This window comes from Comamonas sp. GB3 AK4-5, assembly GCF_041320665.1.
Taxonomy (GTDB): Bacteria; Pseudomonadota; Gammaproteobacteria; order Burkholderiales; family Burkholderiaceae_C; genus Comamonas.
In genome coordinates this window covers 3,724,965-3,747,625 of record NZ_CP166730.1, presented here as the reverse complement: position 1 = coordinate 3,747,625, position 22,661 = coordinate 3,724,965, and the positions used below count along the sequence as shown (strand labels likewise).

Genomic DNA, 22,661 nt, shown 5'->3' with positions numbered 1-22,661 from the left:
GGCAGGCCCCAAGGCCAAGGGCACAGCGCATGAAACTGGCGCGCCCCAATGAGGGGCACCGCGCAAGGGCCGCCCCGCCGCGCTGGCGCCGTCCCCCTGGGGGGAAGGCGCGCAGCGTCTCAGGGGGCTTACTTCTTCTGCGCTTGGGCGGCCGCCAAGGCCGTCATATTCACCACGCGGCGCACGGTGGACGAGGGTGTCAGCACATGGGCTGCGGCCGCGCCGCCGAGCAGCATGGGGCCGATGGTGGTGCCATGGGCTGCCGTGGTCTTGAGCACGTTGAACAGAATGTTGGCCGCGTCCAGGTTGGGGCAGATCAGCACATTGGCCTCGCCGTGCAGGCTGCTGTCCAGCAAGGTGCGCTGGCGCACCTTCTCGTCCAGGGCTGCATCGCCGTGCATTTCGCCGTCGCATTCGATGCCGGGGTTGGCTGCCGCAAACAGGTTGCGTGCTTCGCGCATCTTCAGTGCGGACTTGCGGGTGGACGAGCCGTAGTTGCTGTGCGAGAGGAAGGCCACCTTGGGGGGCAGGCCAAAGCGTGCCACTTCGTCGGCCGCCATCTTGGCGATCTGGGCCAGCTCTTCGGCAGTCGGGTCTTCGTTGATGTAGGTGTCCGCAATGAACAGGGTGCGGTTTTCCAGCATCAGTGCGTTGACGGTAGCCAGGCGATCGACGCCGGGCTTGTGGCCCAGCACTTCCTCGATATGGGCCAGGTGCTTGTCAAAGCGACCCACCAGGCCGCAGAGCATGGCGTCGGCATCGCCCAGTTGCACCATCAGCGAGGCGATGACGGTGTTGGAGCGGCGCACCACGGACTTGGCACCTTCGATGGTGATGCCGTCGCGGCTCATCAGCTGGTGGTATGCCTCGTAGTACTGGCGGAAGCGTGGGTCGTCTTCGGGATCGCAGATTTCCACGTCCACGCCGGGCTGCATGCGCAGGCCGGCCTTGGCGATACGCGCCTCGATCACGCCGGGGCGGCCGATCAGAATCGGCTTGGCCAGGCCTTCGTCCAGCACGGTCTGCACGGCGCGCAGCACGCGCTCGTCTTCACCTTCGGCATAGGCCACGCGCTGCACATTGGACTTGGCTGCGGCAAACACCGGGCGCATGAACATGCTGGTCTGGTAGACGAAGCGGGTCAGGCTTTCGCGGTAGGCCTTGATGTCCTCGATGGGGCGGGTGGCCACGCCGGATTCGGCGGCGGCCTGGGCCACGGCCGGGGCGATGCGCAGAATCAGGCGCACATCGAAAGGCGTGGGGATGAGGTAGTCGGGGCCGAACTTCAGCTCCTTGCCCTGGTAGGCGGCAGCGACTTCGTCGCTGACATCCTGCTTGGCCAGGGCGGCGATTTCACGCACGCAGGCCAGCTTCATGGCTTCGGTGATCTTGGTGGCGCCGCAGTCCAGCGCGCCACGGAAGATGTAGGGGAAGCACAGGACGTTGTTGACCTGGTTGGGATAGTCCGAGCGGCCGGTGGCCATGATGCAGTCCGGGCGAATGGCCTTGGCCAGTTCGGGGCGGATTTCGGGCTCGGGGTTGGCCAGGGCCAGGATGATGGGCTTGTCGGCCATGGTCTTGACCATGTCGGCCGTCAGCACGCCGGGGGCCGAGCAGCCCAGGAACACGTCGGCGCCGTTGACCACGTCGGCCAGGGTGCGGGCCTCGGTCTTTTGTGCATACTGGGCCTTGGAGGCATCCAGACCGCCGGGGCGGCCTTCGTAGATCACGCCCTTGGAGTCGACCATGAAGACGTTTTCGCGCTTCACGCCCAGGCCCACCATCACCGTGACGCAGGCAATGGCGGCGGCACCAGCGCCGGAGACGGCGACCTTCACGGCGCCGATGTCCTTGCCCACCAGCTCCAGGCCGTTGAGCAGGGCGGCGCTGGAGATGATGGCCGTGCCGTGCTGGTCGTCGTGGAACACCGGAATGTTCATGCGCTTGGAGAGTTCTTGCTCAATATAGAAGCACTCGGGCGCCTTGATGTCTTCCAGGTTGATGCCGCCCAGGGTGGGCTCCATGGCAGCGATGATCTCGATCAACTTGTCCGGATCGCGCTCGGCCAGTTCGATGTCGAACACGTCGACGCCGGCAAACTTCTTGAACAAGCAGCCCTTGCCCTCCATCACCGGCTTGGCGGCCAGGGGGCCGATATCGCCCAGACCCAGCACGGCCGTGCCATTGGTGATCACGCCCACCAGGTTGCCGCGCGAGGTGTATTCGGCGGCCTGGCTGGGATCGGCTTCGATGTCCAGGCAGGGATAGGCGACGCCGGGCGAGTAGGCCAGGGACAGATCACGTTGGTTGGACAGCGGCTTGGTGGGGGTCACCGAAATCTTGCCCTTGACGGGGCTGCGGTGGTAGTCGCGTGCGGCGTCACGCAAGGCTTGTTCTGCGGTGGACAGGTTTTGTGTCATACGGAAATCTCAACGAAAAAACTCGGAGCTGACATGGAGCTTACCTGATGGCCGACACGCTCTGGCGGAAGTACGGCTTCAGAGGAAAGCAACTATTGATTTGTATGGGGTTGAAACGCCAAAGCCCCCTGGAATGCGGTATCAACCAGGGGGCGCTGGCCCGGCGGTGGCCGGGCAGGTGGCTACAGACTCGGTCGGGGCCTCAGTGGGCGTCGGCCTGGCGTGCAGCACGGATGGCAGCTTCGTTATCGCCGCGCGAGCCGTTGAAGAACATGTTCAGCAGCACGGCGCAAAGCGAGGCCAGAAGAATACCGGATTCAATAAGTGGATGAATGGCATGGGGCATCCACTGACGGAAATTGGGGGCCACCAGGGGAATCATGCCCACGCCAATCGATACCGCCACAATCATGGCGTTGTTGCGGTTGTGCTGGAAGTCCACGTTCGAGAGGATGCGGATGCCGGTGGCCGCCACCATGCCGAACATCACCAGGCCCGCGCCGCCCAGCACCACGGTGGGCAGAGACTCGACCAGTGCCGCCATCTTGGGCAGCAAGCCCAGGACGAGCAAAATCACGCCCCCAGCCACGCAGACCCAGCGGCTCTTCACGCCGGTCACGGCCACCAGACCCACGTTCTGCGAGAAGCTGGTGTAGGGGAAGGTGTTGAAAATGCCGCCCACCAAGGTACCCAGGCCGTCGGTGCGCAGGCCACGGGTCAGGTCTTGCTGGGAGATTTTCTTGTCCGTCATGTCGCCCAGGGCCAGGAACATGCCGGTGGACTCGATCATCACCACCACCATCACCAGCGACATGGTGAGGATCAGCCAGGGGTCGAAGATGGGGGCCGCAATCTCGAAGGGCAGGATCAGCTCGAACCACTTGGCCTCGCCCACCTTGTGGAAGTCCATCAGGCCCATGGCGGCGGTGATGATGCCGCCCACCACAATGCCTACCAGCACCGAGACGTTGGCCAGAAAGCCTTTGCCAAAGCGGGCGATCAGCAAGATGGTCAGCAGCACAGCACCCGAAATGCCCACACCGGTCAGGTCGGCGTATTTGGGGTTGGGAAGGCTGGGCACCACGGAAAATCCTTTGGGAACGGGCGCCAGCTGGGAGCCTGGAGCGCCGGCCATGGCCTGGGCTTCCGACAACCACTTCAGGTGTTCGGGGTTGGGCACGCTGGGCGCAGTCGGCCCCACGGGGTTGCCAAAAATCCAGTTGATGCCCACACGCATCAGGCTGATGCCGATCACCGCAATGATGGTGCCTGTCACCACGGGTGGGAAGAAGCGCAGCATGCGGCTGATGGCGGGAGCGATGAGGATGGAGACCACGCCCGCACCAATCACAGAGCCGAAGATCAGCCCCGCGCCCGCAGGGCCGCTGGTGGTTTGGGCCATGGCAATCATCGGGCCCACGGCCGCAAAGGTGACGCCCATCATCACCGGCAGCTTGATGCCGAACCAGCGCGTGGTGCCCATGGCCTGGACCAGGGTGATGAGGCCGCAGACAAACAGGTCGGCCGAAATCAAATGGGCCACCTGCTCGGGAGGCAGATTGAGTGCACGGCCAATGATCAGCGGCACGGCCACGGCACCGGCATACATCACCAGCACATGCTGCAGGCCGAGGGCGGTGAGCTTGCCCGTGGGCAGCATCTCATCGACGGGGTGGACGGACGATTGCATGGACGCCTTTTTCCTTCTTGATTGACGGAGTCGGATGCCGGGACAACATGGTTGTAGACCGAAATCCATGCAAAAAGTGTATACAAAATGGGTGAATAAAAGTTTCGGGTTCACCCGTGTTTGTGGCGCGATTTGCTAGGGGTTTGCCCCCTGTTGCGGTGTGATCGACTGTCGATCGCGCATTTTCATTTTGCGGAGCAAAAGGCCTTTTTGCATCATGGAATGCGGGCCTGCGCGCCGATGCTGCATCCGCACCGGGCCGTGGTGACAAGCCCCTCGTGTTTTCTGACATTCCCTCCACAAGCAAGCGGCATGCCGGCCCGGTGTGCAGACGGGCGGCGAGGGATAGCGGGGCTTGGGGGCTCAGTACAGCGCGTGGCGCATGGCGTGCGCATAGTGGGCATCGGCCTGCGTCACCTCGCTGCTGCTGGGCTCGGCCTCGCCGCGCAGCTTGCCCATGGCCGCCATGACCTGGCCTACGCTGGGAAGGTCGCTGCGGTCCAGTTGGGCATCGGCCTGCCATAACTGGGCACGGTTGACGGCGCGGCCGCAGTGAAACAGCACCTCGTCGATGCGCACCACGGTGGCGGTCTTGGGCGTCTTGCCCGCTTCGCCCAAGCTGTCCAGCAGCTGTGCATCGGTCGAGACCCGGCCTCGGCCGTTGATGCGCAGGAAAACCTCCAGGCCGGGGAACAGAAAAAGCATGGCCAGGCGGCTGTCGCTTTGCAGATTGCGCAGCGACGCGATCCGGTTGTTGCCTGGCCAATCGGCAAAGGCCAGGGTGTGGGCATCCAGCACCTGGACAAAGCCCGCAGGGCCACCGCGCGGAGAGGCATCCAGGCCGCAGCCATCACCGGTGGCCAGGCAGAAAAACCGGGCCTGGGCCAGGTAGGCGCAGTGAAAGTCCTGCAACCTATCGAGCACGCCTTGCTGAATCCGCTCCGTGGGCGGCTGGTACAGGCTGTCCAGGTCGATGGCCCGTGGGACATCGGCATGCCAGGGTTGGGAGGGAGGGGGGAGTGAAGACATGGACACACCTTGTGCAATGGGTATGCCGGCAGCTTAAAACGCCTTGATTTGGCGGGTATAGAATTTTCAAGACATTGAATAGCGAAAATCCGCCATGTCTGATCTTTTCCTGCAACTGGGCCAGTACATCGATTCCGCCGAGGGGCCCAGCGTGATCGCCGCCACCCGCTGGCAGGAGCAAGAGCTCTCTTCCGAGCCGCACCAGCATGCGCGCGGACAGTTGTTTGGCTCCCTCAAGGGGCTGATTTCGGTGCAGGTGGAAGATGCGGTCTGGGTGGTGCCTGCCATCCATGCGGTATGGCTGCCGCCACGCCACCGGCATTCGGGGCGCTCCCACGGCCCCTACCATGGCTGGAGCGCTTATGTGGCGGAGCCTGCCTGCGCCGACCTGCCCAAGCAGCCTTGCACGATTCGCGTCTCCGGCCTGCTGCGCGAAGCCGTGCTGCGACTGGCCAGCGCCTCTCCCGAGGCGGCATTGGCGCACAGTGCGGCCCAGCAACATATTTGCGCCGTGATCCTGGATGAAATCCGTCACCTGCCCATAGAAGCCTTTGGCCTGCCCTTGCCCCACGATGCCCGCTTGCTGCGCATTGCCAAGGCCTTGATTGCCAACCCTGCCGATGCACGCGATATCGATGCCTGGGCCAGCTGGGGAGCGCTCAGCACGCGCACCCTCAGCCGCAGGTTTGTGACCGAGACCGGCTTCAACTTCAGCACCTGGCGCCAGCGCGTGCGCCTGTTGCGCTCGCTGGAGATGCTGGCCGAGGGGCAGAGCGTCACCGCCATTGCGCTGGACCTGGGCTATGCCAGTGTCAGCAGCTATATCAGCCTGTTTCGCCGCAGCTTTGGTGCCACGCCGGCTGCCTATCGCTTGCAGCAGCAAGCGGTGTAGGCGGCAAGGCGTTCGGATCAGGGGCGGCTGGGGGGCGCCAGCGTAAACCCTGCCAGTGCCCCGCTCATGGCCTTGGGCAAAGGGCGTGCAAGCTCACCCTGCTTGCTAGTGGACAGGCCCAGCTGCACCAGTGACTCCACCATGGTGGTGGCGGCGGCCACGCCGTCGATCACGGGCACGCCCAGCGTCTGCTGCAGCTGCTTGCAGAGGTCGGCCATGCCGGCACAGCCCAGCACAATGCTGTCGCAGCCATCTTCGGCCAGGGCGCGGCGGCATTCGTCGGTGATGCGCTCGCGCGCGTTGGAGCCCGGGACTTCGAGCTCCAGCACCGGCAGTTCGCAGGCGCGCACATTGGCGCAAAAGCGCTGCATGCCATAGATCTCAGCCAGGTGCCAGGCCTGGCCCATGGTGCGGCCCAGCGTGGTGACCACGCTGAAATGCGAGCCCACCATGCTGGCCATGTGCATGGCGGCCTCGGCAATGCCGACCACGGGGCCGCGTGCGAGTTCGCGGGCAGCCTTGAGGCCAGGGTCGCCAAAGCAGGCAATCACATAGCCATCCACGCCGCTTTGCTCACCCTTGGCAATCTCTTGCAGCAGGCCGGGCACGGCCAGGGCTTCGTCGTAATGGCTTTCTATGGAGGCCGGGCCCATAGCCGGGCTGACGGCGGTGACCTGGGTGCCGGCCCGCACCACGGAGCGCGCGCATGCGCCGATCTTCTCGGTCATGCTCCAGGTGGTGTTGGGGTTGATGATCAGAATATGCATGGGAGTCTCAGTGCTTTCGGTTCAGCAGGGTGTAGATGGAAAAACCCAGGCCCATGCCCATGAACCAGGCGTAATTGGCCGCAGCCTGCCATGCCGGAATGAGTACGCACAGCATGGGAATTGCGGCCGCAGGGATGATGGCCCAGATGGCCTTGGGGTTGTAGCCCTTGGTGAACCAGTAGCTGCCCTGGGTGTCCAGGGTGTAGAGGTCATCGACCACCACTTTTTGCTGGCGCACCACGTAGTAGTCGGCAATCAAAATGCCGAACAGCGGGCCTATGAGTGCGCCCAGAATGTCCAGCGTGTAGTGGATCACCTGGGGGTTGTTATAGAGGTTCCAGGGGGTAATCAGTATGGAGCCGACGGCAGCAATCATGCCGCCGGTGCGCCAGCTGATGTGTTGGGGCGAGACGTTGGAGAAGTCAAAAGCCGGCGAGACAAAGTTGGCCACGATGTTGATGCCTATGGTGGCAATCATGAAGGTCAGCGCGCCCAGCACAATGGCGGTGCTGCTGTCTATCTTCTCCAGCGTGTGCACGGGGTCTGTGATGAGGGTGCCGAACACCGGCAGGGTGGCAGCGGTGGTGACCACGGTGAGCAGGGAGAAAAACAAAAAATTCACCGGCAGGCCCCAGAAGTTGCCTTTTTTGACCGCCTCAAAGCTCTTGCCGTAGCGCGAGAAGTCGCCGAAGTTGAGCATGGGACCGCTGAAGTAGCTCACCACCAGCGCAATGGCGGACAGCATCACGGGAACCGCATCCCAGCCCGCGAACTTCACTCCCCCCAGGTTGAGGTTGATATTGCGCCAGCCTGCCTTCCACACCAGCCAGCCGCACAAAACGGCCATCACCACATACACGCCGGGGCCGGCCCAGTCTATGAATTTGCGAATGGACTCCATGCCGCGCCAAAAGACCAGGGCCTGCAGCACCCACATCAGCATGAAGGCGGCCCAGCCCAGCGTGGACAGGCCGGCAAAACCATGCTCTGCCACCGAGGCATAGGGCGCGAGATGGGGGTAGAAGTGCAGGGCCAGCATCATGAAGGCACTGGAGGCCAGATAGGTCTGTATGCCATACCAGGCCACGGCGATCAGGCCGCGAATAATGGCCGGGATGTTGGCGCCCAGCACACCAAAGGAGGCGCGGCAGATCACGGGATAGGGTGTGCCCGTGACCTGGCTGGGCTTGGCCACGAGGTTGCAGAAAAACTGCACGATGCAAATGCCGACCAGCAAGGCGACCAGGACTTGCCAGCTCGAAAGCCCCAGCGCAAACAGGCTGCCTGCCGTGATGTAGCCGCCCACGCTGTGCACGTCGGCCATCCAGAATGCAAAGATGTTGTATCTGCCCCAGGTCTGGTGCTTCAGCGGGGCCAGGTCCTCATTGGTCAAGCGAGGGTCGTAGCCGGGTTTGATATGTGCGGTGCTGGAATGGGCTGAGGCCGGTGAGGCGCTTGGTGATTCAGAAGAGCGGATGGACGCAGTGCTCACAGAAGGCTCCTTGTTGCAGATGCCGAGGGGGAGAACGGCAGGATTGCGCGAATTGACCTTGCTATTTGTATACAAAAAGTGAGTACTATCCATCAGGGAATCAGCTGCCAGATTTCCGACATCTGGTCGCAGTTCGCACGGTTTTTTGCGCAAGGGCGAGCGTGCAGTGGCGAGTGCATCACAAGGGCCGCCGAATGCGGTCAGCGCGTGTTTGCGATCTCCTCGCGGCAGAGGGCGGGCCAGCCTATTTTTTGTCTGCGGCGCTCCTATTCAGTGAGCTACCTGTGCTGGAAGATCAAGCGTTTGCAGGACTTCGGGGCGATGAGTCTTGACTCCTTCCCTCTCCCGCAAGCGGGAGAGGGTGCAAGATCAGAGCACAGCGTACGAAACTGGCGCGCCCCAGGCCAGAGACACCGCGCAAGGGCCGCCCCGCCGCGCCGGTGTCATCCCCCTGCCCGCGCAGCGTAGCGAGCGAAGAGCTGGGGCCAAGCTCCAGATCCCCTGCACATGAAAACTGGCGCGACCCAGGCCAGCAGACAGCGAGCAAGGGTCGCCCCGCAGCGAGGCTGTCGTCCCCCTGGGGGGAAGGCGCCGTAGGCGACTTAGGGGGGCTTATTTACCCCAACCAATCCACCAGCGAACGTGCCACCACCTTGGTGGCGCGGCGCAGGTCTTCCAGTTCCAGGCGCTCGTCGGCGCGCTTGGCATGGCTGTCCAGCACGGTGCGGGGGCCGGCGCCGTAGATCACACCGGGAATGCCGCGCTCCACATACAGACGCACATCGGTGTACAGCGGCGTGCCCACGGCGGGCGGCTTTTCACCAAACACGGCTTCGCCATGGGTCTGGATAGCATCCACCAGCGGGGCGTTGCCCGGCAGCGGCGTCATGGCGTTGGCCAGCAGCAGGCGTTTGATGTCCACGCGCACCGCGTCTTCGCCTTGGTAGCCGTGCTGGCGGTTGAAGGCCTCCACGGCCTGGGCGATCACGGCGCGTATGCTGGCTTCCACTTCGGCCGGCTTTTCTTCGGGGATCATGCGGCGGTCCAGCTTGAGCACCACCTTGCCGGGGATCACATTGGTGTTGGTACCGCCTTCGATGCGGCCGATGTTGAGATAGGGGTGCTTGATGCCAGGCACCTTGGATGTGATCTGCTGGTACTTCGTGTTCTCGGCATACAGCGCACTCATGATGGTCACGGCACCCTGCAGGGCGTCGACGCCGGTGTGGGGCACGGCGGCATGGGCCATCTTGCCGTGCACGGTGACTTCCATCTGCAGGCAGCCGTTGTGGGCGGTGACCACTTCGTAGCTGAAGCCGGCGGCCACCATCAGATCGGGTTTTGTCAGCCCTTTTTTCAGCAACCAACCCGGGCCCAGTTCACCGCCAAATTCCTCGTCGTAGGTGAAGTGCAGCTCCACCGCGCCCTTGGCGGGCTTGGCCACGGCCTCCAGGGCGCGCACGGCAAAGGTGAAGGTGGAGAAGTCGCTCTTGCTCACGGCCGTGGCGCGGCCATACATCTTGCCGCCCTCGATCTGGGCGCCATAGGGGTCTTTGCTCCAGCCTTCACCGGGAGGCACCACATCGCCGTGGGCGTTCAGGGCAATGGTCTTGCCGCTGCCGGGCTGGCCATAGGGCCGGCGCACGATGAGGTTGGTGATGGACTCCATGCCGTAGTCCTTGACCTCTTGCGCAGGCACCACGTGCTTTTCGGCATCAAAGCCAAAGGCCTGTATCAGCGCGGCCGTGCGCTCGGCATGCGGGGCGTTGTTGCCCGGTGGCGTGTCGGTAGGTACTTGGACCAGGGCCTGGAGAAACTGCACCTGCTCGTCGAAATGCTGGTCGATCCACGCGTCCAGCGCGGCATAGGTGGCTTGGCGGTTTGGGGTCATGGTGTTTGTCTCTTGTCGGCGGTGGTTATCCGGCAGCCAGCTGCTCCAGCACATGGCTGAAGGCGTCAACGGCCAGCTGCATGTCGTCGCTGGTGGTGGACTCCAGCGGGTTGTGGCTGATGCCGCTGTTCAGTCCGCGGGTGAACAGCATGGCCTGGGGCATGATTTCATGCAGCTTCATGGCGTCGTGGCCGGCGCCGCTGGGCATGCGGTGCAGCGGCACGCCCAGGGCTTTCACGGCCTTTTCCCAGCGGGCCTGCCAGGCCGGTGCGCTGGGGGCTGCGGCGGCTTGCATGGCCAGCTCGGTTTGGTATTGCAGGCCACGGCGCAGGGCAATTTCTTCCAGTTTGGCCAGCACGTCTTGGACCATGGCGTCGCGCTGGGCATCGGTGGGCGCGCGCATGTCCATGCTGAACAGGCAGCGGCCCGGCACCACATTGATGGAGCCGTTGGGCACTTGCAGCATGCCGATGGTGGCCACGCTGTCGCCGTCTTGCGCAGCGCGCTGTTCCATATACAGGCCCAGTTCGGCCACGCCCAGAGCGGCATCGCGCCTGCGGTTCATGGGCGTGGTGCCTGCGTGGCTGGCCGTGCCCAGCATCTCGCAGCTATAGCGCACGCCGCCATTGATGGAGGTGACCACGCCCAGGGGAATGTCCAGCTCGTTGAGCACCGGGCCCTGCTCGATATGCACCTCGACAAAGCCCAGATAGTGGGCCGGATCGCGCTGCAGCTTGGGAATGTCGTCAATGCACAGGCCGGCATGCTGCATGGCTTCGCGCATGGTGATGCCGTCGGCGTCCTGCTGGTCCAGCCATGCGGGCTTGAAGTCGCCAATCAGCGCACCCGAGCCCAGGAAGGTGGCCTTGTAGCGCTGGCCTTCCTCCTCGGCAAAGCCCACCACCTCGATGCCAAAAGGCAGGCGCTTGCCGGCGCGGTGCAGTTCGCGCACGCAGGCCATGGGCACGAAGATGCCCAGGCGGCCATCGTATTTTCCGCCGTTGCGCACGGTGTCGTAATGGCTGCCAGTGAGCAGGTATTTCCCGCTTTCCTTGGCGGGGTGGTAGCGGCCCACCACATTGCCCACGGCGTCGATTTCGACCTCGTCAAAGCCGCAGTCGCGCATCCAGTGGCTGATGCGCTGGGCGCAGGCGCGGTGGGCGTCGGTGAGGTAGGTGACGGTGAGCTGGCCCAGCTCGGCATAGCCGGGGTCGGTGTGGGCGCTGAGTTTTTCCTGCCAGTCCCATACGTCATGGCCCAGCAGGGGCTCGTAGCCGAACTTGTCGTTCAGGCGGATTTCGGCAATGCGGTGGATGTTGCGCAGCGCCTCGGCGCGCTCAAAGTCGGGGTGGTTGGCCAGGCGGCGCGCAAAGCTGTCGATGATCTCCTGCTTGGCAAGGCCTGTACCGCGCGGGCCGCGCACGGCCAGGATGAAGGGAAAGCCAAAGCGGGCGTTGTAGTCGGCGTTGAGCTGCTGGATGCGGGCGAATTCTTGGGGCGTGCAGGCCGTCAGCCCGGCCTTGTTCTGCTCATTGGTGGATTCGGCCGTGAGCGATTGGGCGACCATGGCCTTGCCTGCCAGTTCCGGGTGGGCGCGGATCAGCTCCAGCTGCGACTGCGCAGAGGCTTGGGCCAGCACCTGCACCATGGCGTGCTTGAGATGGGCCAGGGATTGGAAGGGGCGTTGGGCCAGCGCAGCGGCGGCAATCCAGGGGGAATGTTCGTACAGGCCGTCCAGCAGGGCCACGGCTTGCTCTGCGGGCGCTGCGTTGAGTTGTTCCAGGGTCAAGGCCATGGTGTCTCCTATCAAAATATGAGCTTCCAGCGCAGATGTACCAAGCGCTGGAGGCTTTTTTTATTCAAAGCGTCGGTGTGGGAAAGCGCTGGGCCCAGTGCCGGGCCAGGTCGATGCGGCGGCACACCCAGACGTTGCTGTGGCTTTGGATATGGTCCAGGAAACGCTGCAGCGCGGTGATGCGGCCGGGGCGGCCCAGCAGGCGGCAGTGCATGCCTATGCTCATCATCTTGGGGGCGTTTTCACCACTGGGGTCACCCTCGGCATACAGGGTGTCAAACGTGTCCTTCATGTACTGAAAGAACGGGTCTGCATGCGAATAGCCCTGGGGCAGGGCAAAGCGCATATCGTTGACATCCAGCGTATAGGGCACGATGAGCTGGTGGTGGAGGCTGCCATCGGTCTTGGCCAGCTTCATCCAGAATGGCAGGTCGTCGCCGTAGTAGTCGCTGTCGTAGGCAAAGCGGCCGTCATCGGCCACCAGGCGGTGGCTGTTGGGGCTGTCGCGGCCGGTGTACCAGCCCAGGCCGTGGTCGCCGTCATGGCCGTAAATGTCTTCAAAAATCTCCATGCACTGGGCCATGTGCGCACGCTCGATCTCTTCGGGCACGTTCTGGTAGTGGATCCACTTCAGGCCGTGGCAGGCCACCTCGTGACCCAACTGGTCAAAGGCCTGGGCCAGCTCGCGGTGCTTTTGCAAGGCCGTGGCCACGCCGAACACGGTCAGCGGCAGGCCGCGCTTTTCAAACTCGCGCAATATGCGCCACACGCCGGCGCGCGAGCCGTATTCATAAATGCCGTCCATGCTCATATGGCGCGCGGGGTAGGCGGCCGGGTTGAACAGCTCGGACAGGAATTGCTCGCTGCCAGCATCGCCGTGCAGCACATGGTTTTCGCCACCTTCCTCGTAGTTCAGCACGAACTGCACCGCCACGCGGGCCTGGGCAGGCCATTGCGCATGGGGCTGCTGGCGGCCGTAGCCAACAAGATCGCGGGGGTAGGGGGCGGTGGCGTCGTAGGTCATGGCGTGGGTAGAAAATCAGGGAGTGACGGAGGACAGGGCCATGGACAGGTCGCTGCTGGGCAGGTCGCGGTCAAAGGTCAGGCCTTGCTCCACATGCAAAAGATGCTCTTGCATCAGGCGTACTGCGGTGGCTTCGTCCTTGCGGGCCAGGGCCTGGACGATGGCCTCATGCTCTTCATGCGAGTGTTCGGCCGCACTGGTGCTCTGGTACATCAGCGTGATCAGTGCGCAGCGCGAGATCAGATCGCCCAGCAGCATGGCCAGCACCTGGTTGCCCATGAGTGCGGCCATCACCACGTGGAAATCGCCCAGCAGCTCGGTGCGCTGGCCGACATCGTTGCCGGTCATGGCTTTCTTTTCCGCGGCGATATGGGCCTTGAGGCTTTTGATCTGCGCGGGCGTGACCTGGCGCACAAAGGCGCGGGTCATCTCGCTTTCCAGCATGGAGCGCACGGCAAAGACCTGTTTGGCCTCTTCCACAGACGGGGTGCTGACAAAGGCTCCCCGCGCCGGCTCCAGCGTGACCAGGCGGTTTTGGGACAGGGTAAACAAGGCCTGGCGCACCAGGGTGCGGGAGACACCAAAGTGATCGGCCAGTTTTTGCTCGGCCAGCTTGGTGCCGGGCAGCAGTTTGTGTTCGACGATGGCGCGGGTCAGCGCGTCGGCGATGGTGCTGGTGGTGGAGTTGTCCATTGGGTTCATCATAGCGACTCGTCATTTGCTTTGTATACAATTTCTGCAAACAATGGCGCATAAGGAATAGGGGAAATCCACGGGGTCCGACATGCCGCATGCATAAAAAAGCCGCGCTCAAGGCGCGGCATGGGAAGTCGGCACAAGGCCGGCTGTGCAGGCTCAGTACCCCAGCGTCTTGCCGTCGGGGTTGCGCGGATCGGAGGCGCCATAGAGCACACCGCTGCGCAGCTGTATGGTCTGGGTGCGTCCCATGGAGGGCTTCACGGCCACATTGTGGCCCCATTGCCTGAGCAGGTTCACGGTATCGGGGCTGAGCGTTTTCTCAATGCGCAGCTCATCCGGCAGCCACTGGTGGTGGATGCGGGGGGCGGCAGCGGCCTCGGCCGGGTTCATCTGGTAGTCGATGGTGTTGACCACGGTTTGCAGCACGGTGGTGATGATGCGGGCGCCACCAGGGCTGCCGGTCACCAGCACGGGCTTGCCGCCCTGCAGCACCATGGTGGGCGTCATGGATGACAGCGGGCGCTTGCCCGGGGCCACGGAGTTGGCGTCGCCACCCACCAGGCCGTAGGCATTGGCCACGCCGGCCTTGGCGGCGAAGTCATCCATTTCGTTGTTCAGCAAAATGCCCGTGCCCTTGGCCACGATGCCGGTGCCGAAGTTGGTGTTGAGCGTATAGGTCACGGCCACGGCGTTGCCAGCCTTGTCCACCACCGAGTAATGCGTGGTCTGGTTGCTTTCATAGGGCTGGGGCTTGCCGGGCTTGATGTCCTTGGACGCGCGCGCCTTGCCGGGCTGTATGGTGGCGGCCAGCTCGTCGGCATAACGCTTGGAGCTCAGGCCCTGCAGCGGCACCTTCACAAAGCCGGGATCACCCAGGTATTCGGAGCGGTCGGCATAGGCCAGCTTGGAGGCCTCGGCCATGTAGTGGATGCTTTGCGCGCTGTTGGCGCCCCATTGGTTCAGCGGCCAGCGTTCCAGCATGTTCAGTATCTGTACCAGGTGGGCGCCACCGGAGGAGGGCGGCGGCATGGTCACGATCTGGTAGCCACGGTAGGTTCCGCGCACGGGCTCACGCTCCACCACCTTGTAGTCACGCAGGTCCTGCAGCGTGAGGGCGCCGGCATAGGGCTGCATTTCAGCGGCAATCTTCTGGGCGATGGCACCTTCGTAGAAGGCCTTTGCGCCTTGCTGGCTGATCAGTCGCATGGACTGGGCCAGGTCTTTTTGCACCAACAGCTCACCGGCTTTCAGCGGAGCCCCGTTCTTCCAGAACACGGCCTGGGTGGCGGGCCATTGGCCCATATTCTTTTTCTCCTGGCCCAGGGTCTTGGCCAGGGTCACGCTGACGGGATAGCCTTTTTCCGCCAGGGCAATGGCCGGGGCCATCACGCGGGACAGGGGCATGGAGCCCCATTTCTTCAGCGCATGCTCCATGCCGGCCACGGTGCCGGGCACGCCCACGGCGTAGTGGGTGTAGAGCGATTTGCCGTCAATGACATTGCCTTTCGCGTCCAGGTACATATCGCGGGTGGCGCGGGCGGGGGCGACCTCGCGAAAATCCAGTGCCACGTCTTTGCCCGACTTGGCGTCATGCAGCATCATGAAGCCGCCGCCGCCGATGTTGCCGGCATTGGGCAGGGCCACGGCCAGGGCAAAGCCCATGGCCACGGCGGCGTCCACCGCGTTGCCACCGGATTTGAGAATCTGAAGACCGATTTGCGAAGCCAGCTCCTGCTCGCTGGCCACCATGCCCTGGCGTGCCTGCACAGGGTGGAAGACATCCATGTCGAAGTCGTAGGCCGCCGCGGCGGCCTGCCCGGCTGCGGTTTGCGCTGGCGCCGCAGCGGTGGTGGCAGACGTGGCAGCGGGGGCTGAGGACTGGGGGCTGCTGCAGGCAGCCAGGGCCGCAATGGCCAGGGCCATGCTGCTGGCTATCCAGGGGGTAGGCATAGACATGCTGTCTCCTTTTCACACAAGGGATTGAGGGGGCAGACGGCGCTGCACGCCCTTCAGGCTGCAGGCCTGCACCGTCATGGCGTTGCAGGCGAGCAAGTGTCGGGCCAGTGTAGACGGCCCCGAAATGGTGCAAGCATGGAGAGCGCCCGCGCTGCGGGAAAGCCCGGGCATCAGAATGTTGCAAAGCGCAAGGCGGGCCCTGCCCAGGGCCGGCCTTGCGCGCCAAAACGCGTTTAGAACGTGTTCAAAGTCTCCTCGCGGCGCGCCAGCGTCTTTGCGGGATTGGGATACAAGGCGCGACACCGCAGCAATAGCCGTGCTATTGCGAGGATTCGCAACACAGTAGATCGCCCGCAAAGGCACTGGCCCTTCGGGTTGGAGCGAAATCGGGCGATTTCTTCGCGCTGAAGCTTGCTTGCACACGGGTGCAAGCTGCGCTCCATCACTTCGAACTCATCCCGATTGCGTTCCAACGCGCCTGCGTAGAGACATTGAACACGTTCTTAGAGCGGGCGCACCCAGATATTGCGGAAGCTGATGGGCTCCGAGGGATCGCCATGGGCCTGCAGCTTGATGGGGGCTGCGCCATGGGGTTTGTAGCTGGGCTCGCCTTGGAACAGCGTCTCGCCCGCCAACTGGGTGTGGTTTTGCACCAGCACGCCGTTGTGTAGCAGCGTGACGTAAGCCGGTGATTGCAGCGTGCCCTGGGCGGTGAATACCGGCGCGGTCCATACCACGTCATAGCGCTGCCATTGCCCTGGCGGCAGCATGGCATTCACCAGCGGTGGCGCTTGCTTGTACACGCTCGCGGCCTGGCCGTTGACATAGGTGCTGTGCTGCCAGGAGTCCAGGATCTGGATTTCATAGCCTTCGTCCTTGGGCCCGGTCGAGGCGAGGAAAAGACCGCTGTTGCCGCGTGCCTGGCCTTCTCCGCTGATGTCCTCGGGCACACGCCATTCCAGGTGCAACTGGTAGTTTGTGAAATGCTGCCGGGTCTGGATATTGCCAGCGGACTTGTTGACGGTGACCACGCCGTCATGCACGCTCCACTGGGCCGGTGCATGGTCCTTGGATGCCTCCCACAGGCTGAGGTTGCGGCCATCAAACAGCACGATGGCATCCGATGGAGGTGCCCCAGGCGATGCACTGGGCATGACGGTGCGGGGTGTGGCCTGCGCTGTGGGCATGGGCACTGAGCCGGGGCTGCTACAGGCCACCAGGGTGGCGCATGCCAAGCTGGTGGCGATCCAGGAGGAGCGCATGGACATCTGGCTTCCTTGTGGTGGAGGTGAAGAGACTGAACGCGTCATGGCGGCTGCGAGCGTTCACGGAGGCTGCGCGCTGGCGCATGTCCTGGGCGCACGATAGGCATGCAAGCCGCGTCAGTTTACGAAGCGATTCCTGGGGTTAGTCATGCCGTGTTTTTTGTGTGGGTAAGCACTTACGTTATTTGTTTCTGAAAGAATATGGCGACGTTCTCTCGCTCGCTTTCTGAAATAGAAAAATAAAAAGTGTGCGCTTGCTGTTGTTATGTGGGCGGCAAAAAGCAGGTATGAAATATGCAGGCGTTTGCAGTGCAGCGGTCGGGGTGCATGACCGCAGGCCTGCAAGGCAGGCTCCATCCGTTCTGTCTTTCATGAAAGGCATGGCAATGCGAAAAAACCTAAAGCTCTCGCAGCTCGTGGCAGGGTTGATCTTGGCCTGGGGAAGCGCAGTCATTGCCCAGGACGGGGCCAAGGTGCTGCGGGTGGTGCCGCAGGCGGATTTGAAGATCCTGGACCCCATCTGGACCACGGCTTTTGTGACGCGTAATCACGGCTACAACGTCTACGACACCTTGTTTGGCGTGGATGCGCAAGGCCGGGTACAGCCCCAGATGGTGGACCAGTACGAGGTCAGCGAGGATGGGCAGATCTGGCGCTTTAGCTTGCGTAAAGGCCTGGCCTTCCATGATGGAAAACCGGTGACCTCTGCCGATGTGATTGCCTCGCTGCAGCGCTGGGGGCAGCGCGACCCCCTGGGGCAAAAAATGATGGCGGCACTCGATCGCATGGACGCCTTGAGCGAGCGCAGCTTTCACATGGTTTTCAAGCAGCCTTTCGGCATGGTGAGGGAGGCGCTGGGCAAACCGTCATCCAGCCCGCCCTTCATCATGCCGGCGCGCGTGGCGGCCACACCTGCGGACCAGCAGATCGATGATGCCACGGGCTCGGGCCCCTATATCTTCAAGCAGGATGAGTACCGTCCCGGGGAAAAAGTGGTGTATGTCAAAAACACCAAATACATTCCTCGCACAGAACCGCCCTCGGGCACAGCGGGTGGAAAGCAGGTGTATGTGGACCGTATGGAGTGGGTCATTCTCAAGGATGCCCAGACCCAGGCCAATGCGCTGCTCAATGGTGAGATCGACATGATCGAGTGGGTGCCTGCCGAGCAATACACCGCGCTCAAGGCCAATGCCCAGGTGGTGCTGGACCCCACCTTGCCCAAAGGGGCGTACACCTTGCACCTGAACCACAAGGTGCCCCCCTTTACCAATCCCAAGATGGCCCAGGCCGCCATCATGGCCATCAGCCAGGAGGCGCTGATGCGCGCCCAGCAGGTGCACAAGGCCCTCTACAGCGGCTGCATTTCCATCTACCCCTGCGGCTCGCAATACGCCACCACCCAGAACGCTTACTTCACCGGGGTCCCGATGCTGGCCAAGGCCAAGGCCTTGCTCCAGGAGGCCGGTTACGACGGCAAGCCTGTGGTGCTGATGCATCCTGCGGACTTCACCATGCTCAACAAGCTGGCTCCGGTGATGGCCCAGTTGCTCAAGCAGGCCGGCTTCAATGTGGATATGCAGACCATGGACTGGCCCACACTGGTCACGCGCCGGGCCAAGAAAGACCCCGTGGAAAAAGGCGGCTGGAATATGTTCATCACCAGCTGGGGGATGGCGGACAGCATGAATCCGCTGTTTTTTGCGCCCATGACGGGTAATGGTGAGCGGGGCTGGTTTGGCTGGACCACCGATGCCAAGCTGGAGTCGCTGAAATCCGAGTTCCTGGCAGCCCGGGATGAGCCCGTGCGCAAGTCGCTGGCCGCGGCCATCCAGCAGCAGGTGCTGGAAACCGGGATTTACGCGCCCATAGGTGAATACACCGTTTTGAGTGCTTACCGCAAAAACATCCGCGGCGTGTTGCATGCGCCGGTGAATGTGTTTTGGAATATCAAAAAACAATGAAACACCCCTGAGCCGCTGCGCGTCTTCCCTCTCTCTGGCGCTGGGGGGCGGCACCGACGCTGCGAGACTGCCCTTGCGCGGTGCCCTGGCGTGCAGCGCGCCAGTTTTGAGGGCAGTGCCCAGGTTTGGGGGGCGCCAGTTCTATGCGTCGTGTTGTGAATCACTGAGTGATGCTGGGTCCGCGAGACGGGCTTCTTATCTCTGTTGGTGAAAGGCGAGAGTGATGCTGGCTTTTCTGATTCGGCGGGTTCTGGCCACGGTGCCCGTGCTGCTGGTGGTGGCGATTCTCGTGTTTGCCATGCTGCGGCTGGCGCCGGGCGATCCGGTGGCGGCCATCGTGGGCGATGCGGGTAGCAGCGAGCACATAGACAAGGTGCGCGACAAGCTCGGGCTCAACCAATCCCTGCCTGTGCAGTTTGTGCACTGGGGGAGCAAGTTGTTGCACGGTGATCTGGGGGAGTCGTATTTCATCAAGCGGCCAGTGGCCGAGCTGATTGGCCAGCGCATGCAGGCCAGCTTGTCCTTGACCGCCATCACGCTGCTACTGACCGTGGGCGTGGCCGTTCCTTTGGGAGTGGCTGCAGCCTGGCGCAGTGGTGGCTGGCTGGACCGCATCTTGATGTGTATCTCGACGCTGGGCTTTTCGGTTCCCTCTTTTGTGATTGCTTATGTGCTGATCTGGCTGTTCGGCCTGCATCTGCAGTGGCTGCCGGTGCAAGGCTATGCAAGGCTGAATGAAGGCCTGTGGCCGTGGTTGCGCCATTTGCTGCTGCCGGCCGCCACCTTGTCCCTGATCTATATGGCCTTGATTGCCCGCGTCACCCGCGCCGCCGTGGCCGAAGCATTGACCGAAGACTACATCCGCACGGCCCGTGCCAAGGGCATTTCGGAGCTGCAGCTGCTGCTGCGCCATGCGCTGGCGAATGCCGCCATACCCATCGTCACGGTGATTGGCATTGGCATGGCCTTGTTGATGGGCGGTGTGGTGGTGACGGAGACCGTTTTTGCCATCCCCGGCCTGGGGCAGCTGACGGTGGATGCCGTGCTCTCGCGTGACTTTCCGTTGATTCAGGGCATCACACTGTTTTTCGCGCTGACCTATGTCTGCATCAATTTGCTGATTGACCTGAGCTATTTGCTCTTCGATCCACGCATTCGTTACTGAGGTGCTTATGGCTTCCACCCAGTCCGGCTATCCATGGGACGACAAGGACCCACCCTGGCGGCGCCGTTCCTTGTGGCTGCGCATGTGGGCCAATGGCTCTGTTCGGCTGGGGGGCGGTGTGCTGCTGGTGCTGGTGCTGATGGCCACCATGGCTCCGTGGCTGGACACCATAGATCCCACGGCCATGGACCCCAGCAGCGCCAATATGTTGCCCGGCTCCCAGGGGGCGTTCCACGCGCTGTCGGGCGAGGTGTTTGCACATTGGTTCTGGATGGGCAGCGACAGCCTGGGGCGCGATATCTGGAGCCGCGTGCTGTATGGCGCGCGTGTCTCGCTGCTGGTGGGCCTGGCAACCACCTGCCTGGCGATGTTGACCGGCATGGTGTTCGGCTTGGTGGGTGGGTATTTCAGCCGCCTTGGCAATGTGCTGATGCGTTTGATGGATGGCGTCATGGCCATCCCCAGCATGATGTTCGCCATCAGCCTGGTGGCCTTGTTTGGCGGTAGCCTGCCCACCGTGGTGGTGGCCATTGCCGTTCCCGAAATTCCGCGCACGGCGCGCCTGGTGCGCTCTGTGGTGTTGAGCCTACGCGAAGAGCCTTATGTGGAAGCGGCCATCGCGCTGGATACGCCCATATGGAAGATGCTGCTGCGCCACATCCTGCCCAATGCGGCTGCGCCACTGATCATCCAGGCCACCTATGTCTGTGCCTCGGCGATTTTGGTGGAGGCCATTCTGTCCTTTCTGGGGCTGGGGCTGCCGGCCGATATGGCCACCTGGGGCAACCTCATGTCCGAGGGGCGTGCGCAATTCAACCAATACCCGCACAACGTGTTGCTGCCCGGCATTTTTCTGGGGCTTACCGTGCTGGCTGTGAACATGCTCGGAGATGGCCTGCGTGACACCTTGGATCCCAAGTTCAACCAACGCCAAAGGTGAATGTCCGTGCTGCCCATTCTTTCCATCCAGAACCTCAGCATCGCCCTGCCTCAGGGCAGCGACCGCGAGCTCGCCGTCAGCCAGATTTCCTTCAATATCGAGCGAGGGCAGACGGTGTGCCTGCTGGGCGAGTCGGGCTCGGGGAAGTCCATCATCGCCAATGCCATCATGGGCCTGCTGCCGGAGGGTATGAAGCCGGCAGAAGGGCATATCGTGCTGCAGGGCGAAGACCTGCTGCGTGCCTCAGCCTCGCGGTTGCGCGCCCTGCGCGGCCCGGCGATGGCCATGGTGTTTCAGGAGCCGATGACGGCGCTCAACCCCGTGATGCGCTGTGGTGCGCAAATCGATGAAGTGCTGGCCCAGCACCTGCATATGCCACGGGCACAGCGGCGTCAAATGATTCTGGACATCATGGCCCGGGTGCGGCTGCCCGATCCCGAGCGTATTTATGCCGCCTACCCCCACCAGCTTTCGGGGGGCCAGCGCCAGCGCATAGGCGTTGCCATGGCCCTGATCCTCAAGCCTGCACTGCTGATCTGTGACGAGCCGACCACGGCCGTGGATGTGACCACCCAGGCCGAAATCCTCAAACTCATTCAAGCTCTGCAGATGGAGCACCACACGGCAGTGCTTTTCATCACCCACGACTTCGGTGTGGTGGCCGAAATCGCCGACGAAGTGGTGGTGGTGCGCCAAGGCCATATGGTGGAGCTGGGCAGCAAACAGCAGGTGCTGACCGTGCCGGCCAGGCCCTATACCCGCATGTTGCTGAACGCAGTGCCCGTGCTGGGTGGAAGCAAGCGGCCCCTCGTCACAGACTCGCCTGCTGGGCCCTATCCTTTACTGGAGGCGCAAAACATGGGCAAGACCTATGTCTCGGGCTTTTGGCCGCGCCGTCGGCGCGTGGTGCATGCGGTGCGCAATGTCTCGCTGCAGGTGAGACCGGGTGAAACCGTGGGGATTGTGGGCGAGTCCGGCTCCGGCAAGTCCACCTTGGCGCGATGCATGGCCAGGCTGATCGATCCCAGCCACGGCGATATTTTGGCGGAGGGGTGTTCCGTCGTGCAGCAGCAGAGGCGGGCGTTGTCGCCGTTTCGCCGCATGGTGCAGGTCATCTTCCAGGACCCTTATCGCTCGCTCAATCCGCGCCGGACCGTGGGAGCATCCATCATCGAGGGGCCTTGCAACTTCGGCGTGCCCCATGCCAAAGCCTGGGCCCACGCGGAGGCCTTGATGGAGCTGGTGCAGCTGTCTCCTGCTGCGCTGCACCGCTATCCACATGAGTTCTCGGGGGGGCAGCGTCAGCGTATCTCGATTGCCCGGGCTCTGGCCTGCCGGCCCAAGGTGCTGATTGCCGACGAGGCGGTTTCGGCCCTGGATGTGTCGGTACAGGCGCAAATCCTGCAACTGCTGAACCAGGTTCAGCAGCAACTGGATCTGGGCATGGTGTTCATCACGCACGACCTGCGCGTAGCCAGCCAGATCTGCGACCATGTGCTGGTCATGCACCAGGGCGAGGTGGTGGAAAGCGGCGCGGTGGAGCAGGTGTTCTCCTCACCCCAGCATGCCTATACGCGCAGCCTGCTGGCGGCCGCGCCGGGGCGTGATTTCGCCTTTCTGCGTAGCGAATAAAAAAAGAGACGCGCTCTTATGGCTGATGGGTGTGCAGTAT

General features: G+C 63.0%; 16 protein-coding genes. 5 read left to right on the top strand and 11 right to left on the bottom strand.

Annotated elements, in window-relative coordinates:
- Window positions 1-128 precede the first annotated feature (128 nt).
- The 3 genes from ACA027_RS16890 to ACA027_RS16880 form a co-directional block, all read right to left on the bottom strand.
- Window positions 129-2,420: an NADP-dependent malic enzyme gene (locus ACA027_RS16890; protein ID WP_370679357.1), complete on the bottom strand. Its 2,292-nt coding sequence runs from the start codon at window positions 2,418-2,420 to the stop codon at window positions 129-131.
- Window positions 2,421-2,622: 202 nt separating this feature from the next.
- Window positions 2,623-4,110, bottom strand: a complete 1,488-nt coding sequence (locus ACA027_RS16885; protein ID WP_370679356.1) for a nucleobase:cation symporter-2 family protein — start codon at window positions 4,108-4,110, stop codon at window positions 2,623-2,625.
- A 363-nt stretch (window positions 4,111-4,473) separates the two neighbouring features.
- Window positions 4,474-5,139 carry an MSMEG_1061 family FMN-dependent PPOX-type flavoprotein gene (locus ACA027_RS16880; RefSeq protein WP_370679355.1) on the bottom strand — a complete coding sequence of 222 codons (666 nt, stop codon included), beginning with the start codon at window positions 5,137-5,139 and terminating at the stop codon, window positions 4,474-4,476.
- A gap of 94 nt (window positions 5,140-5,233) precedes the next feature.
- On the opposite strand from ACA027_RS16880, the gene ACA027_RS16875 reads away from it, so the two are divergent.
- On the top strand, window positions 5,234-6,031 hold the full coding sequence (locus ACA027_RS16875; RefSeq protein ID WP_370679354.1) for a helix-turn-helix transcriptional regulator: 798 nt from the start codon (window positions 5,234-5,236) through the stop codon (window positions 6,029-6,031).
- Between the two features lie 17 nt (window positions 6,032-6,048).
- On the opposite strand, the gene ACA027_RS16870 is transcribed toward ACA027_RS16875, so the two are convergent.
- From ACA027_RS16870 to ACA027_RS16835, 8 genes are all read right to left on the bottom strand, one after another.
- Window positions 6,049-6,798 (bottom strand): aspartate/glutamate racemase family protein, encoded by a 750-nt coding sequence (locus tag ACA027_RS16870; protein WP_370679353.1) that lies wholly within the window; start codon window positions 6,796-6,798, stop codon window positions 6,049-6,051.
- A gap of 7 nt (window positions 6,799-6,805) precedes the next feature.
- Window positions 6,806-8,275, bottom strand: coding sequence for an NCS1 family nucleobase:cation symporter-1 (locus ACA027_RS16865; protein WP_370682614.1), 1,470 nt, complete (start codon window positions 8,273-8,275; stop codon window positions 6,806-6,808).
- Between the two features lie 631 nt (window positions 8,276-8,906).
- Window positions 8,907-10,181, bottom strand: coding sequence for an ArgE/DapE family deacylase (locus ACA027_RS16860; protein ID WP_370679352.1), 1,275 nt, complete (start codon window positions 10,179-10,181; stop codon window positions 8,907-8,909).
- A gap of 25 nt (window positions 10,182-10,206) precedes the next feature.
- A complete protein-coding gene (gene uraD, locus ACA027_RS16855) occupies window positions 10,207-11,976 on the bottom strand; it encodes a 2-oxo-4-hydroxy-4-carboxy-5-ureidoimidazoline decarboxylase (RefSeq protein WP_370679351.1) in 1,770 nt (589 codons plus the stop codon).
- Between the two features lie 64 nt (window positions 11,977-12,040).
- Window positions 12,041-13,000: an allantoinase PuuE gene (puuE, locus tag ACA027_RS16850; protein WP_370679350.1), complete on the bottom strand. Its 960-nt coding sequence runs from the start codon at window positions 12,998-13,000 to the stop codon at window positions 12,041-12,043.
- Window positions 13,001-13,015: 15 nt separating this feature from the next.
- Window positions 13,016-13,693 carry a GntR family transcriptional regulator gene (locus ACA027_RS16845; RefSeq protein ID WP_370682613.1) on the bottom strand — a complete coding sequence of 226 codons (678 nt, stop codon included), beginning with the start codon at window positions 13,691-13,693 and terminating at the stop codon, window positions 13,016-13,018.
- Between the two features lie 162 nt (window positions 13,694-13,855).
- The gene (gene ggt / locus ACA027_RS16840) at window positions 13,856-15,655 is read right to left on the bottom strand and encodes a gamma-glutamyltransferase (protein WP_370679349.1); all 1,800 of its coding nucleotides are present in this window, start codon (window positions 15,653-15,655) and stop codon (window positions 13,856-13,858) included.
- Window positions 15,656-16,158: 503 nt separating this feature from the next.
- Window positions 16,159-16,923, bottom strand: coding sequence for a DUF1080 domain-containing protein (locus tag ACA027_RS16835; protein ID WP_370679348.1), 765 nt, complete (start codon window positions 16,921-16,923; stop codon window positions 16,159-16,161).
- Window positions 16,924-17,306: 383 nt separating this feature from the next.
- Between ACA027_RS16835 and ACA027_RS16830 the strand changes: the two genes are divergently transcribed.
- The 4 genes from ACA027_RS16830 (at window position 17,307) to ACA027_RS16815 (ending at window position 22,621) form a co-directional block, all read left to right on the top strand.
- The gene (locus tag ACA027_RS16830; RefSeq protein ID WP_370679347.1) at window positions 17,307-18,884 is read left to right on the top strand and encodes an ABC transporter substrate-binding protein; all 1,578 of its coding nucleotides are present in this window, start codon (window positions 17,307-17,309) and stop codon (window positions 18,882-18,884) included.
- 223 nt (window positions 18,885-19,107) lie between these two features.
- Window positions 19,108-20,049 carry an ABC transporter permease gene (locus ACA027_RS16825; RefSeq protein WP_370679346.1) on the top strand — a complete coding sequence of 314 codons (942 nt, stop codon included), beginning with the start codon at window positions 19,108-19,110 and terminating at the stop codon, window positions 20,047-20,049.
- A gap of 7 nt (window positions 20,050-20,056) precedes the next feature.
- A complete protein-coding gene (locus ACA027_RS16820) occupies window positions 20,057-20,989 on the top strand; it encodes an ABC transporter permease (RefSeq protein WP_370679345.1) in 933 nt (310 codons plus the stop codon).
- The gene (locus tag ACA027_RS16815; protein WP_370679344.1) at window positions 20,990-22,621 is read left to right on the top strand and encodes a dipeptide ABC transporter ATP-binding protein; all 1,632 of its coding nucleotides are present in this window, start codon (window positions 20,990-20,992) and stop codon (window positions 22,619-22,621) included.
- Window positions 22,622-22,661: the final 40 nt, after the last annotated feature.

Coding starts and splice junctions, on each gene's coding strand:
- ACA027_RS16890 (WP_370679357.1), bottom strand. CDS start 2,420: ATGACACAAAACCTGTCCACCGCAGAACAAGCCTTGCGTGACGCCGCA.
- ACA027_RS16885 (WP_370679356.1), bottom strand. CDS start 4,110: ATGCAATCGTCCGTCCACCCCGTCGATGAGATGCTGCCCACGGGCAAG.
- ACA027_RS16880 (WP_370679355.1), bottom strand. CDS start 5,139: ATGTCTTCACTCCCCCCTCCCTCCCAACCCTGGCATGCCGATGTCCCA.
- ACA027_RS16875 (WP_370679354.1), top strand. CDS start 5,234: ATGTCTGATCTTTTCCTGCAACTGGGCCAGTACATCGATTCCGCCGAG.
- ACA027_RS16870 (WP_370679353.1), bottom strand. CDS start 6,798: ATGCATATTCTGATCATCAACCCCAACACCACCTGGAGCATGACCGAG.
- ACA027_RS16860 (WP_370679352.1), bottom strand. CDS start 10,181: ATGACCCCAAACCGCCAAGCCACCTATGCCGCGCTGGACGCGTGGATC.
- uraD (WP_370679351.1), bottom strand. CDS start 11,976: ATGGCCTTGACCCTGGAACAACTCAACGCAGCGCCCGCAGAGCAAGCC.
- puuE (WP_370679350.1), bottom strand. CDS start 13,000: ATGACCTACGACGCCACCGCCCCCTACCCCCGCGATCTTGTTGGCTAC.
- ACA027_RS16845 (WP_370682613.1), bottom strand. CDS start 13,693: ATGGACAACTCCACCACCAGCACCATCGCCGACGCGCTGACCCGCGCC.
- ggt (WP_370679349.1), bottom strand. CDS start 15,655: ATGTCTATGCCTACCCCCTGGATAGCCAGCAGCATGGCCCTGGCCATT.
- ACA027_RS16835 (WP_370679348.1), bottom strand. CDS start 16,923: ATGTCCATGCGCTCCTCCTGGATCGCCACCAGCTTGGCATGCGCCACC.
- ACA027_RS16830 (WP_370679347.1), top strand. CDS start 17,307: ATGCGAAAAAACCTAAAGCTCTCGCAGCTCGTGGCAGGGTTGATCTTG.
- ACA027_RS16825 (WP_370679346.1), top strand. CDS start 19,108: ATGCTGGCTTTTCTGATTCGGCGGGTTCTGGCCACGGTGCCCGTGCTG.
- ACA027_RS16820 (WP_370679345.1), top strand. CDS start 20,057: ATGGCTTCCACCCAGTCCGGCTATCCATGGGACGACAAGGACCCACCC.
- ACA027_RS16815 (WP_370679344.1), top strand. CDS start 20,990: ATGTCCGTGCTGCCCATTCTTTCCATCCAGAACCTCAGCATCGCCCTG.